Genomic DNA, 13604 nt, shown 5'->3' with positions numbered 1-13604 from the left:
TTCGCACCCTACGTCTTTTGTCTTCGTGAAAGGCATCGTCTGAAGTTTAAGAATTTTTGAGGTAATTATAAGAATGAAAAAATTGTTATTGGTAGGGTGTTTACTGACTGCATTTACCTCCGCTTCCGTTTTGGCTGATGCCAGCAGTGATCTCAAATCCCGCCTGGGTAAACTGAATACTTTCCACGCCAGCTTTACTCAGACTGTGACCAGCGATGACGGTTCTGCCGTTCAGCAGGGTGAAGGCGAACTGTGGGTCAAACGTCCAAACCTGTTTAACTGGCATATGACGACGCCGGACGAAAGCATTCTGGTTTCTGATGGCAAAACACTCTGGTTCTACAACCCGTTTGTTGAGCAGGTCACTGCAACCTGGCTGAAAAATGCTACAGGAAACACGCCGTTCATGCTGATTACCCGCAACGACAGCAGCGACTGGTCAAAATATAACGTGAAACAGCAGGGTGATGATTTCCAGTTGACGCCGAAAGCGTCCACAGGAAATTTGAAGCAATTTGCAATCACGGTTACACCATCAGGCACCATCAAAAGCTTTACTGCGGTTGAGCAGGATGGCCAAAAGAGCGCTTACACCCTGAAGGGTGAGCAAAACGCGTCTGTTGATGATGCGAAGTTTAAATTTACTCCGCCGAAAGGTGTGACGGTGGACGACCAGCGTCAGTGAGGTAAGCTTGAGTAATCTGTCACTCGATTTTTCCCAGAATGAATTCCAGCCACTGGCCGCGAGAATGCGGCCGGTAACACTTGCAGAATACATTGGTCAGCAGCATCTTCTCGCTCCGGGCAAACCTTTGCCGCGTGCCATCGAGGCGGGTCAGTTGCACTCGATGATTTTGTGGGGGCCGCCAGGAACCGGGAAAACCACGTTGGCAGAACTCATTGGCCGTTATGCAAATGCCGATGTTGAGCGTATTTCAGCGGTGACCTCAGGGGTGAAAGATATCCGTGAGGCTATCGAGCGCGCCCGGCAAAATCGTGATGCCGGGCGTCGTACCATTTTGTTTGTTGACGAAGTCCACCGTTTCAACAAAAGTCAGCAGGATGCTTTTCTGCCGCATATCGAAGACGGTACGATTACGTTTATTGGTGCCACGACAGAAAACCCGTCATTCGAACTCAATTCCGCCTTGTTATCCCGTGCCCGTGTTTATCTCCTTAAATCGCTGACGGCTGAAGATATCGAAAAAGTCATCGATCAGGCGCTGACGAACGCTGAGCGTGGCTATGCCAACGAAAAAATTCGTGTCCCGCCTGAAACGCGTCGCATGCTCTCTGAGCTGGTTAACGGTGATGCCCGTCGTGCGCTGAATAGCATCGAAATGATGGCTGATATGGCTGAGATTGATGCCAAAGGCTACCGCACGCTGACCCCGGAACTGCTTACCGAGATTGCCGGAGAACGCAGCGCGCGTTTCGATAACAAGGGTGACCGTTTTTACGATCTGATTTCTGCGTTACATAAATCCGTGCGCGGTTCCTCGCCGGATGCGGCGCTGTACTGGTACGCACGCATTATTACCGCCGGTGGCGATCCGTTGTATGTCGCACGGCGTTTACTGGCGATTGCGTCTGAAGACGTCGGTAATGCCGATCCGCGTGGTATGCAGGTGGCTATTTCGGCCTGGGACTGCTTTACGCGCGTCGGCCCGGCAGAGGGCGAACGTGCCATTGCGCAGGCTATTGTTTATCTGGCGTGTGCGCCGAAAAGTAACGCGGTCTATACCGCTTTCAAATCGGCAATGCGCGATGCGCGTGAAATGGCTGATTACGATGTACCGGAACACCTGCGTAATGCACCAACCAAACTGATGAAGGAAATGGGCTTGGGCGCGGAGTATCGTTATGCACATGATGAGCCTAATGCCTACGCGGCCGGTGAAGATTATTTCCCGCCAGAAATGGCCCGAACGCAGTATTATTACCCGACTTCACGGGGGCTCGAAGGCAAGATCGGTGAAAAGCTGGCATGGCTCGCTGAACAAGATCAAAATAGCCCGACAAAACGCTACCGCTAATTTTATCGTTGCGGTAAGGTTACCGGTGATAACTCTTTGACACGCTGCTATTTCAGGCAGCGTGCACCGTCAAATTAACATTCAATAACGACACGTACAGGATTAGCATGCTGGATCCCAATCTGCTGCGTAATGAGCTAGACGCAGTTGCAGAAAAACTCGCTCGCAGAGGTTTTAAACTCGATGTGGAAAAGCTGCGTTCTCAGGAAGAACGCCGCAAAGTCTTGCAGGTAGAAACGGAAACTCTCCAGGCTGAACGTAACGCACGATCGAAATCTATCGGTCAGGCAAAAGCCCGTGGCGAAGACATCGAACCCCTGCGTCTGGAAGTGAATACGCTGGGTGAGAAGCTGGACGCTGCGAAAGCTGAGCTGGATGCATTGCAGAACGATATCCGTGATATCGCTTCCGCTATTCCAAACCTGCCAGATGATTCGGTACCTGCCGGTAAAGACGAGAACGATAACCAGGAAGTCAGCCGCTGGGGCACACCGCGTCAGTATGATTTCGCCGTCCGCGATCACGTATCGCTGGGTGAAATGGCAGGCGGTCTTGATTTCGCTGCCGCAGTGAAACTGACCGGCGCTCGTTTTGTGGTTATGAAAGGGCAAATCGCCCGCATGCACCGCGCGCTGTCCCAGTTCATGCTGGACCTGCACACCGAGCAACACGGTTATCTGGAAGCCTACGTGCCGTATCTCGTTAACCACGAGACGCTGTACGGTACAGGTCAGTTGCCGAAATTTGGCGAAGACCTGTTCCACACCAAGCCTTTGGATGAAGAAGCCGGCAGCAGCAACTATGCGCTGATCCCAACCGCAGAAGTGCCGCTGACAAACCTGGTTCGTGACGAAATTCTGGAAGAAGAATCTCTCCCACTGAAAATGACCGCCCATACACCTTGCTTCCGTTCAGAAGCCGGTTCGTATGGTCGTGATACCCGTGGCCTGATTCGTATGCACCAGTTTGATAAAGTCGAAATGGTTCAGATTGTTCGTCCGGAAGATTCAATGGACGCGCTGGAAGAACTGACCGGTCATGCGGAAAAAGTGCTTCAGTTACTTAATCTGCCATACCGTAAAATGTTGCTGTGTACCGGCGACATGGGCTTCGGTTCAAGCAAAACTTACGATCTGGAAGTGTGGCTGCCTGCGCAAGACACTTACCGCGAAATCTCCTCATGTTCAAACATGTGGGATTTTCAGGCGCGTCGTATGCAGGCTCGCTTCCGCAATAAAACCGACAAAAAACCACGTCTCGTTCATACCCTGAACGGCTCGGGTCTGGCAGTCGGTCGTACGCTGGTGGCTGTGCTGGAAAACTATCAGCAAGCCGATGGCCGCATTGAAGTACCGGAAGTATTACGTCCTTACATGGGCGGTTTAGAATATATCGGTTAACCCCGTTATGTATGCACTAATATAGCGAAAAAGCGCCTAATGGCGCTTTTTTTATGCATAAAATCGTGCGCTGCGTTAAGAATTCGCCGTTTCCCTCGCTTCAACCCCGCCTTTATTGATAGCAGACAAAGTTTCCTACCTCTTAATTAGTAGTATCCCTGCATTCTGAGTGGGTAACTACTCCAGCACCGGAGCGGGAAAATGTCGGAAACTAAACCAGAAGTCCCCACAGCAAAAAGTGGCATCAGCCGAAGGATGCTGATGAAAACATCAACGTTGGCAGGGCTTGCCCTTGCCGCAGGCGGTTTATCTCTTCCTTTTAGCCGTAAAGCACTGGCGCAAGCCGTGGATGAGGCGAAAATTTCAGCACCCGAAGATAAGGTGGTCTGGGGAGCTTGCTCGGTTAACTGCGGCAGCCGCTGCGCACTGCGTTTGCATGTACGTGATGACGAAGTTTACTGGGTTGAAACAGATAACACCGGCAGCGATATCTACGGAGATCACCAGGTTCGCGCTTGTCTGCGCGGTCGCTCAATCCGCCGGCGGATGAACCATCCTGAGCGTTTGAATTACCCGATGAAACGCGTCGGCAAACGCGGCGAAGGTAAATTCAAACGGATCAGTTGGGAAGAAGCTTTTGATGAAATAGCCAACAACCTGAAGCGTATCGTCGGTAAATACGGCAATGAGGCCGTTTATATCAATTACACTTCCGGCGTTATAGGCGGAAATATAACGCGCTCCTCTCCTTACGCTTCGCTGGTGACCCGCCTGATGAACTGTTACGGCGGTTTCCTTAGCCACTACGGTAGCTACAGTACCGCGCAAATCTCCTGCGCGATGCCATACACCTATGGCAGCAACGACGGTAACAGCACATCTGATATTGAAAATAGCAAGCTGGTTGTATTTTTCGGTAACAATCCGGCCGAAACGCGGATGAGCGGAGGGGGGATCACCTACTATCTGGAAGAGGCGCGCCAGCGTTCCAATGCCCGCATGATCGTGATCGACCCCCGTTACACAGACACAGCCGCCGGACGTGAAGATGAATGGGTTCCGATCCGTCCGGGAACGGATGCCGCGCTGGTTGCAGGCCTGGCGCATGTGCTGATCACCGAAAATATGGTCGATCAGGCTTTCCTTGATTCTTATTGCGTAGGTTACGACGAAAAAACCTTACCGGCAGATGCGCCAGCTAACAGCCATTACAAAGCTTATATTCTCGGCCAGGGGGCGGATGGCACGGCTAAAACGCCTGAATGGGCTTCACGCATCACTGGTATTCCGGCAGAAAAAATCGTGAAACTGGCGCGGGAAATTGGTCAGGCTAAACCGGCCTATATTTCTCAGGGCTGGGGGCCACAACGCCAGGCCAACGGTGAACTGACGTCACGCGCGATCGCCATGCTGCCGATTTTGACCGGTAACGTCGGGATTAACGGCGGTAACAGCGGGGCGCGGGAATCTACGTATACCATCACCATTGAACGTATGCCGGTGCTGGACAATCCGGTTCAGACGCAGATTTCCTGTTTCAGTTGGACAGATGCGATTGCGCGTGGCCCTGAAATGACGGCTAAGGCAGATGGTGTTCGTGGCAAAGACAAGCTGGATGTACCGATTAAGTTCATCTGGAATTATGCCGGTAATACCATCACCAACCAGCATTCCGATATCAATAAAACTCACGATATTCTGCAGGACGACTCGCAGTGCGAGTTGATCGTGGTGCTGGAAAACTTCATGACCTCTTCGGCTAAATACGCCGATATCCTGTTGCCGGATCTTATGACTGTCGAACAGGAAGACATTATTCCTAACGAATACGCCGGCAACATGGGATATCTGATTTTCATCCAACCCGCGACTTCTGCCAAATTCGAGCGCAAAGGCATTTACGAGATGATGAGTGAAGTAGCGCGTCGTCTTGGCCCGGATGTTTACGACAAATTCACCGAAGGCCGTACTCAGCGGGAATGGCTGCAGTATTTGTACGCCAAAATGCTGGCGAAAGACCCGGCGTTACCTGCGTATGAAGAACTGCGCGAGATGGGTATTTATAAGCGTAAAGACCCAGCCGGTCATTTCGTGGCCTACAAAAAATTCCGGCAGGATCCTGTTGCTAACCCGTTGAAAACGCCTTCCGGAAAAATCGAAATTTACTCTTCCGCGCTGGCAGAAATCGCCAGCGAATGGGAACTGCAAAAAGACGAAACCATCAGCCCGTTACCTATTTATGCCGCCACTTTCGAGGGCTGGGATGACCCGAAACGCAGCCAGTTTCCGCTACAAATGTTCGGTTTCCATTACAAGGCGCGTACTCATTCAACGTACGGCAACATCGACGTTTTGCAGGCCGCGTGCCGTCAGGAAGTCTGGATTAACCCGATTGATGCGCAAACCCGTGGCATTCAAAACGGCGACAAAGTGAAAGTCTTCAACGACCGTGGCGAAATCCGTGTGGCCGCAAAAGTCACGCCCCGGATCATGCCCGGCGTTGTTGCTATGGGGCAGGGCGCATGGCATCAGGCCAATATGAGTGGTGATCGTATTGACCATGGTGCGTGCATGAACACGCTGACGACTCAGCGGCCTTCGCCTCTCGCGAAGGGGAATCCTCAACATACCAATCTGATTCAAATAGAAAAAGTCTAAAGAAGCGACGGACAAAGAGCCAGGCTCAGTGACACGGTTGTTAAATTTTCGCTCCTTAAACCGGGGCGTATGTGGAGTATGTAATGTCGGATCAAAACAGAACTAAATCCGGTTCAGGGATCGGGATCAGCCGCCGTGACCTGGTTAAAGGAACTACGCTGGCCGGGATGGCCGCCGCAGTTGGAGGCATTTCGCTGCCGTTCAAATCTGTGCGAGCAGATTCAGACCCGGCGACGGCAAAAATGGGCGATGAGAAAATCGTCTGGAGTGCGTGCACTGTCAACTGTGGCAGCCGTTGTCCGCTCAGAATGCACGTTGTGGACGACGAAATTCGTTACGTCGAAACCGACAATACCGGCGACGATGATTATGAGGCGCTGCATCAGGTGCGGGCCTGTTTGCGCGGGCGTTCAATGCGCCGCCGTGTTTACAATCCCGACCGTCTGAAATATCCGATGAAGCGTGTCGGCAAACGCGGTGAAGGAAAATTTAAGCCAATCAGCTGGGATGAAGCGTTCGACACGCTGGCCGGCAGCCTGAAAGATATTATTCAGCGTTTTGGCAATGAAGCAATTTATCTCAACTACGGCACCGGTACGCTGGGCGGTACCATGACGCGTTCGTGGCCGCCGGGTAAAACCCTGATTGCACGCCTGATGAACTGCTGCGGCGGCTATCTCAATCATTACGGCGATTACAGCTCCGCACAGATTGCCGCCGGTCTGAATTATACCTACGGAGGCTGGGCGGACGGCAACAGCCCTTCAGATATTGAAAATAGTAAGCTGGTGGTTCTGTTCGGGAATAATCCGGGCGAAACCCGCATGAGCGGCGGTGGCGTGACGTATTACCTCGAGCAGGCCCGCCAGAAGTCCAACGCCCGCATGATCATTGTCGATCCACGTTACACCGATACCGGTGCGGGTCGTGAAGATGAATGGGTGCCGATCCGCCCGGGGACCGACGGGGCACTGGCGGCTGCGCTGGCTCACGTGATGATTACCGAAAATCTGGTCGATCAGCCGTTCCTCGACAAATATTGCGTCGGTTACGATGCGAAAACTTTACCGACCGGTGTCCCGCAGAATGCGCATTATAAAGCCTATATTCTCGGCGATGGTCCGGATGGTATTGCGAAAACGCCAGCGTGGGCGGCAAAAATTACCGGCATTTCTGTCGATAAAATCGTGAAGCTGGGGCGTGAAATTGGTCAGGCAAAACCGGCCTTTATTACTCAGGGCTGGGGGCCGCAGCGCCATGCAAACGGTGAAATTGCAACCCGTGCCATTGCGATGCTGGCGATTCTGAGCGGCAACGTTGGCGTTCACGGCGGGAATTCCGGTGCGCGAGAAGGTTCGTACGAAATCCCGTTTGTACGTATGCCGACGTTTGAAAATCCAATTCAGACCAGCATTTCCATGTTCCTCTGGACCGACGCTATCGTCAGGGGGCCGGAAATGACGGCCACCAAAGACGGTGTTCGCGGAAAGACTAAACTGGATGTGCCCATCAAGTTTATCTGGAACTATGCCGGTAACTGTCTGGTCAATCAGCACTCTGATATCAACCGTACGCATGAAATTCTGCAGGACGATACGCAATGCGAAATGATCGTGGTGATTGATAACCACATGACGTCGTCAGCGAAATATGCAGACATTATTTTGCCGGACTGTACGGCCTCAGAGCAGATGGATTTTTGCCTGGATGCTTCCTGCGGCAACATGGACTACATCATTTTTGCTGACCAGGCAATCAAGCCACGTTTTCAGTGCAAAAATATTTATGAAATGACCTCTGAACTGGCGCGTCGTATGGGCGTTGAACAGACGTTTACGGAAGGGCGCACGCAGGAAGAGTGGATGCGTCATCTGTATCAGCAATCCCGAGAAGCACTGCCGGAACTGCCGGATTTCGACACATTTCGTAAACAGGGCATGTTCAAGAAACGCGATCCTGAACAGCATCACGTGGCGTATAAAGCGTTTCGTGAAGATCCTGCCGCCAATCCGCTGGATACCCCTTCCGGCAAAATCGAAATCTACTCGGCTGAGCTGGCAAATATTGCCGCTGAATGGGAACTCGCCAAAGACGATGTGATTGATCCGCTGCCGGTTTATGCCGCCGGTTTCGAGAACTATGACGACCCGCTGGCCAGCAAATATCCCCTGCAACTGACCGGCTTCCATTACAAAGCGCGCACCCATTCAACCTACGGCAACGTCGACGTACTCAAAGCTGCCTGTCGTCAGGAAATGTGGATCAACCCGATGGATGCTTCACAGCGGGGTATCGCGAACGGCGACATGATCCGCATTTACAACGATCGCGGCGAAGTGCGCATTGCCGCCAAAGTGACTCCTCGCATGATGCCGGGTGTTGTCGCGCTCAGTGAAGGTGCCTGGTATTCCCCCGACAGCAAAAAAATCGACCGCGCGGGCAGCATCAACGTACTGACGTCTCAAAGGCCTTCACCGCTGGCGAAAGGTAACCCCTCTCACACCAACCTTGTGCAAGTGGCTAAGGTTTAATGGAGCAAAACATGACAACTCAATATGGATTTTATATTGATTCAAGCCGCTGCACAGGCTGCAAAACCTGCGAACTGGCCTGTAAGGATTTCAAAAATCTGACGCCTGACGTCAGTTTCCGACGGGTATACGAATATGCCGGTGGCGACTGGCAGCAGGACGGCGATGGCTGGCATCAGAACGTCTTCGCCTATTACCTGTCGATTTCCTGTAACCATTGCGCAGATCCGGCCTGTACCAAAGTTTGCCCGAGCGGCGCCATGCATAAACGGGAAGATGGTTTCGTAGTGGTCAACGAAGACGTATGCATCGGTTGCCGTTACTGCCATATGGCGTGTCCGTACGGTGCGCCGCAGTACAACGAAGCCAAAGGTCATATGACGAAATGCGACGGCTGTTATGAGCGGATCGCAGAAGGCAAGAAGCCCATTTGTGTTGAATCCTGCCCGCTACGTGCGCTGGATATGGCACCGATCGAAGAACTGCGTGCGAAATACGGCGAACTGGCTGAAGTCGCGCCTTTACCCGCAGCACATTTTACTCACCCAAATATCGTCATCAAACCCAATGCGAATTGCCGTCCGGTAGGCGATACCACGGGTTATCTGGCTAACCCGAAGGAGGTTTGAGATGGGAAACGGATGGCATGAATGGCCTTTAATGGTCTTTACGGTTCTCGGGCAATGCGTGGTTGGCGCATTTATCGTGCTGGCGATTGCATTGCTGACCCGGCGTAGCGAAGAAGAATATCGCCGGATCCACCTGTCGATGTTTTTTCTCTGGGTGCTGATGGCGGTAGCTTTTATCGCCTCGGTTCTGCACCTGGGCTCACCGCTGCGCGCTTTCAATTCTCTCAATCGTCTGGGCGCTTCACCACTGAGTAATGAAATCGGCAGTGGATCACTTTTCTTTGCCTTAGGCGGGATTTACTGGTTGCTGGCTGTCCTCAACAAAATGCCTAGCGCATTGGGAAAAGTCTGGCTGATCGTGACCATGGTGGCTGGTGTGGGTTTCGTTTATGCCATGTGCCGTGTTTACGAAATCAATACGGTGCCGACCTGGGATAATGCTTACACCGCGTTCCACTTCGGGCTGACGGTGCTGATTGGTGGCCCGGTTCTGGGGTATCTGCTGCTGCGCAGCGCTGATATTAATGGCTGCGCGCTGCGCCTGCTGCCGGTTATCAGTGTCACGGCGCTGGTCGTCAGTATGAGTGTGGTGGTAATGCAAAGTGCCAGCCTTGCCTCGATCAACAGCGCCGTTCAGGCGGCTTCTGCGCTGATCCCGCAATACGGCATGTTGTCAGTTTCACGGCTGGTGCTGATTGCTTTGGGGCTGGGTTGCTGGATTTGCCCGCTGATACTGCGCAAGCGTCCTGCGATCGCTTCAATGGTTTTAGCTTTCGCGCTGGTCTTTGCCGGGGAGCTGATTGGACGTGCAATTTTCTATGGTTTGCATATGACCGTGGGTATGGCCGTCAGCGGCTGATTTCAGTTTATCAGGGACCGCGCCGTCGGTAGTGATGTGCACCCAAAAGAAAGAGTTAACTATGTCAGCAGAATCAATAAGTTTATCCGCGAAGGTACTGGGCGCGATGCTGTTTTATCCCCCGGATTCAGAACAAGTTCAGCCTCTGATTGCCTTGCTCAAAAGCAATGACTGGGTGCCGATGTGGCCCTGCGCAACGCCGGAGGCGAAAGCCTGTGCCGCAGAGTTGTTCGCTGAGGCCAATGTTTCAGCGGAAGAGTTAAATGACGCATGGCAGCGCCTGTTTGTCGGGCCTTATGCCTTACCGGCCCCGCCGTGGGGCTCAGTCTATCTCGATAAAGAATCCGTCATTTTTGGCGATTCCACACTGGCATTACGCCAGTGGATGCGTTTAAACCATATCGAACCGCATCTTAAGCAGGCTGAACCGGAAGATCACATCGGGCTGATGCTGATGTTGTCCGCCTGGCTTGCCGAAAATTCGCCGCAACTGCTGGGTGAATTTCTGACTGTACATTTGATGCCATGGGCAGGGCGTTATTTCGAATTGCTGGGAATGAAAGCTGAACATCCGTGGTATGAGGGCGTGGCCGTTCTGGCGGAATCAACGCTTAGCGGATGGCGAGAGGCACTGGTGCTGGAAGCTATTCCGGCGAAGGAACTGTATTTCTGATGAGTGATCCACGGGATAGCCGTTATTATCACGCCTGGATGAGCAGCCGGGTTGTCAGCCGCCGGGGGTTATTCCGTGGATTATTGTCATCCGCAAAGCCGTCTGCAGAAGAAAATACGGTCGCCGGAGATTTGCGCCAGCAGGCCGTGCCGCGTCCACCGCAGGCGCTGGCAGAACCGCTTTTCCTTAAGCAATGCAACGGGTGCGGGCATTGCGCGGATGCTTGTCCGGTAGGTTTACTCAGTGTTGAGTCCGGTAAGGCCATACTCATTATCGATTACGCGGAATGTGATTTTTGTGGTGCCTGTACTCAGGCCTGTGAACGCGGTGCGCTCGACCTGAGCATTTCGCCGGATACGGGCCTGCGTCCGGTAATTCTGCCGCCCTGTTTAGGTCGTATGGATGATTTATGCAGGATGTGCGAAATTGCGTGTCCGCGCTCGGCAATATTTTTTAATCAACAGAATCAACCTTCCGTAGATAACCAGAAGTGTGACGGCTGCGGTAAATGCAAACTTGTTTGTTATCATGGTGATATTCAATTGTCATTGAAGCGTCATGATTCCTGATCTCTTTGCTTGATTAGCGATTTCAATCATCACCCCGCAGTTTGTGCGCAGGCCTCTTTTTGCCAGATTGACATTTTTTTGGCCGGTGGCATGATGCGCGCAATTTCTCCGATTTTTGGTCGTCAACAACCTATGTCCGCCTATTCCCGTCCCGTCGCTCTACTGTTGAGCGGACTTCTCCTGCTGACGATTTCTATCGCCGCTTTAAACACGCTGGTGCCGTTGTGGCTCAGTCACGAACAACTGCCAACCTGGCAGGTCGGGCTTGTCAGTTCATCGTATTTCACCGGCAATTTGCTGGGTACGCTGATTGCCGGCAGCCTGATCAAACGTATTGGCTTTAACCGCAGCTATTATCTTTCCTGCATCATGTTTGCTGTCGCAACCGCGGGTCTGGCGCTTTCCATGGACTTCTGGAGCTGGATCACCGCACGCTTTGTCGCCGGTGTAGGCTGTGCGCTGATCTGGGTTGTGGTGGAAAGTGCCTTGCTGCGCAGTGGTACAGTGAAGAACCGTGGTCAGCTGCTGGCGGCCTATATGATTATGTATTACATCGGTACAGTGGTCGGGCAACTGCTGGTCGGCACCGTACCAACAGCAATCTTCAGCGTGTTGCCTTGGGTGACCGCGTTGATTGTGATAGCGATGCTGCCACTGCTGTTAACGCATATCGAAAATCAGGACAGCGAACAACCCCGTCACGCGGTGCTGCCGATGTTCCGACGTCGTAACGCACGTCTGGGGATAAATGGCTGTATTATTTCCGGAATTGTCCTTGGGTCACTCTATGGTCTGATGCCGCTTTTCCTGACCCATCAGGGAATGAGTGATGCGAATGTGGGTTACTGGATGGCATTGCTGGTCAGCGCAGGAATTATCGGACAGTGGCCGGTAGGGCGACTGGCCGATCGTTACGGACGTCTGATGGTGCTGCGTATTCAGATTTTCGCCGTGATCCTCGGCAGTATCGCCATGCTGAGCGGTTATGCGATGGCGCCGACGTTGTTCATTCTCGGTTGCGCGGGCTTCACGTTGTATCCGGTTGCCATGTCATGGGCTTGCGAAAAAGTGAATTCTGAAGAGCTGGTCGCGATGAATCAGGCATTACTGATGAGTTACACCATCGGCAGCCTGGCAGGCCCGACAATGACCGCGATACTGATGCAGAGCTATTCTGACCGGTTGTTGTTTGTGATGATTGCTGTGGTTTCACTGGTTTATCTGGTGATGCTGATGCGCAAAGCCGACCATCATCATAATCCCGTGGCAACGGCCTGATTTGAGCTATTCAGTACGAAAGCCTTAAATGCAAAAAGACGCCATGAGGCGTCTTTTTTATGGGCAACAATTTGACAAGAAACAGTCAGTTCATTAATAAATGACTTTGTGTCCGTAGCTGGCAAGAATGTTTTTTACGCGTTCCATAATTTCTTTGGTCGGTGGGTTCACGCCATCCAGACCATATTTCTCACCCATCGCAGTCCATTTGTGTTTGCCCAACTCGTGATATGGCAACAGTTCAATCTTCTCGATGTTCGTCATATCTTTGGTGAACTCACCGAGTTTGTGCGCGGAATCATCATCATCTGACCAGCCCGGCACAACCACATAACGGATCCAGGTACGCTGATTTCGTTTAGCCAGATAGCGGGCAAAATCCAGGGTACGGTGGTTAGAGACGCCGACCAAATTCTGGTGAATATCATCGTTCATCTGTTTCAGATCGAGCATTACCAGATCTGAGACGTCCAGTAATTCGTCGATCACCGGATCATAACGTCGGACAAAGCCGTTTGTGTCCAGGCAGGTGTTAATGCCTTCTTTCTGACATGCGCGGAACCAGTCACGCACGAATTCAGCCTGAAGGATTGCTTCGCCGCCAGAAGCCGTTACGCCGCCGCCAGAAGCATTCATAAAGTGGCGATAAGTCACCACTTCTTTCATTAAGTCATCGACATTGATCTCTTTCCCGCCATGTGTATCCCAGGTATCGCGATTGTGGCAATACATGCAACGCATCAGGCAACCCTGGAAAAATACAATGAAACGGATACCTGGGCCGTCAACGGTGCCACAGGATTCATATGAGTGGATGCGACCTTGAACTGACATTGCGGGTTATTCTCCATATTGACCAATGAATAGCAGTCTACATGTGCGGGTGCTGGTCTGGCAGAGATAAACTGGAAACTACAGGTTTATGATACCAGACAATCAATAAGGTTGATTGTCAGCAATGGCGGTACTGC

General features: G+C 52.2%; 11 protein-coding genes. 10 read left to right on the top strand and 1 reads right to left on the bottom strand.

Annotated elements, in window-relative coordinates; translation table 11 throughout:
* Positions 1–73 precede the first annotated feature (73 nt).
* The 10 genes from lolA to GW579_RS06235 all read left to right on the top strand — a co-directional run bounded on the left by lolA (position 74) and on the right by GW579_RS06235 (position 12633).
* The gene (gene lolA / locus GW579_RS06280; protein ID WP_152324204.1) at positions 74–685 is read left to right on the top strand and encodes an outer membrane lipoprotein periplasmic chaperone LolA; all 612 of its coding nucleotides are present in this window, start codon (positions 74–76) and stop codon (positions 683–685) included.
* 7 nt (positions 686–692) lie between these two features.
* On the top strand, positions 693–2036 hold the full coding sequence (locus tag GW579_RS06275) for a replication-associated recombination protein A (protein ID WP_129638968.1): 1344 nt from the start codon (positions 693–695) through the stop codon (positions 2034–2036).
* Between the two features lie 107 nt (positions 2037–2143).
* Positions 2144–3436 carry a serine--tRNA ligase gene (serS, locus tag GW579_RS06270; protein WP_152324203.1) on the top strand — a complete coding sequence of 431 codons (1293 nt, stop codon included), beginning with the start codon at positions 2144–2146 and terminating at the stop codon, positions 3434–3436.
* A gap of 201 nt (positions 3437–3637) precedes the next feature.
* Positions 3638–6094: a selenate/tellurate reductase subunit YnfE gene (gene ynfE, locus GW579_RS06265; protein ID WP_165058109.1), complete on the top strand. Its 2457-nt coding sequence runs from the start codon at positions 3638–3640 to the stop codon at positions 6092–6094.
* Positions 6095–6177: 83 nt separating this feature from the next.
* Positions 6178–8625: a dimethylsulfoxide reductase subunit A gene (gene dmsA / locus GW579_RS06260; RefSeq protein WP_165058107.1), complete on the top strand. Its 2448-nt coding sequence runs from the start codon at positions 6178–6180 to the stop codon at positions 8623–8625.
* Between the two features lie 11 nt (positions 8626–8636).
* Complete coding sequence (locus GW579_RS06255) at positions 8637–9254, top strand: DMSO/selenate family reductase complex B subunit (RefSeq protein WP_104921445.1); 618 nt, start codon at positions 8637–8639, stop codon at positions 9252–9254.
* Position 9255: 1 nt separating this feature from the next.
* The gene (locus GW579_RS06250; RefSeq protein ID WP_165058105.1) at positions 9256–10113 is read left to right on the top strand and encodes a dimethyl sulfoxide reductase anchor subunit family protein; all 858 of its coding nucleotides are present in this window, start codon (positions 9256–9258) and stop codon (positions 10111–10113) included.
* 61 nt (positions 10114–10174) lie between these two features.
* Positions 10175–10786: a Tat proofreading chaperone DmsD gene (dmsD, locus tag GW579_RS06245; RefSeq protein ID WP_165058103.1), complete on the top strand. Its 612-nt coding sequence runs from the start codon at positions 10175–10177 to the stop codon at positions 10784–10786.
* Positions 10786–11355, top strand: coding sequence for a ferredoxin-type protein NapF (gene napF, locus GW579_RS06240; protein WP_165058101.1), 570 nt, complete (start codon positions 10786–10788; stop codon positions 11353–11355). Before dmsD ends, napF begins: the two co-directional genes overlap by 1 nt.
* Positions 11356–11487: 132 nt before the next feature.
* Positions 11488–12633 (top strand): MFS transporter, encoded by a 1146-nt coding sequence (locus GW579_RS06235; protein WP_152324715.1) that lies wholly within the window; start codon positions 11488–11490, stop codon positions 12631–12633.
* 93 nt (positions 12634–12726) lie between these two features.
* Here the strand turns inward: GW579_RS06235 and pflA are convergent, their stop codons facing one another.
* A complete protein-coding gene (pflA, locus tag GW579_RS06230) occupies positions 12727–13467 on the bottom strand; it encodes a pyruvate formate lyase 1-activating protein (protein ID WP_015689580.1) in 741 nt (246 codons plus the stop codon).
* Positions 13468–13604 lie beyond the last annotated feature (137 nt).

It is taken from the genome of Rahnella contaminans, assembly GCF_011065485.1.
Taxonomy (GTDB): domain Bacteria; phylum Pseudomonadota; class Gammaproteobacteria; order Enterobacterales; family Enterobacteriaceae; genus Rahnella; species Rahnella contaminans.
This window is presented reverse-complemented; position numbering and strand designations above follow the sequence as displayed.

Bases quoted from the DNA above. Each gene is read 5' to 3' on its own strand.
- ynfE (WP_165058109.1), top strand. From the start codon at position 3,638: ATGTCGGAAACTAAACCAGAAGTCCCCACAGCAAAAAGTGGCATCAGC.
- napF (WP_165058101.1), top strand. From the start codon at position 10,786: ATGAGTGATCCACGGGATAGCCGTTATTATCACGCCTGGATGAGCAGC.
- dmsD (WP_165058103.1), top strand. From the start codon at position 10,175: ATGTCAGCAGAATCAATAAGTTTATCCGCGAAGGTACTGGGCGCGATG.
- lolA (WP_152324204.1), top strand. From the start codon at position 74: ATGAAAAAATTGTTATTGGTAGGGTGTTTACTGACTGCATTTACCTCC.
- GW579_RS06255 (WP_104921445.1), top strand. From the start codon at position 8,637: ATGACAACTCAATATGGATTTTATATTGATTCAAGCCGCTGCACAGGC.
- GW579_RS06250 (WP_165058105.1), top strand. From the start codon at position 9,256: ATGGGAAACGGATGGCATGAATGGCCTTTAATGGTCTTTACGGTTCTC.
- serS (WP_152324203.1), top strand. From the start codon at position 2,144: ATGCTGGATCCCAATCTGCTGCGTAATGAGCTAGACGCAGTTGCAGAA.
- dmsA (WP_165058107.1), top strand. From the start codon at position 6,178: ATGTCGGATCAAAACAGAACTAAATCCGGTTCAGGGATCGGGATCAGC.
- pflA (WP_015689580.1), bottom strand. From the start codon at position 13,467: ATGTCAGTTCAAGGTCGCATCCACTCATATGAATCCTGTGGCACCGTT.
- GW579_RS06235 (WP_152324715.1), top strand. From the start codon at position 11,488: ATGTCCGCCTATTCCCGTCCCGTCGCTCTACTGTTGAGCGGACTTCTC.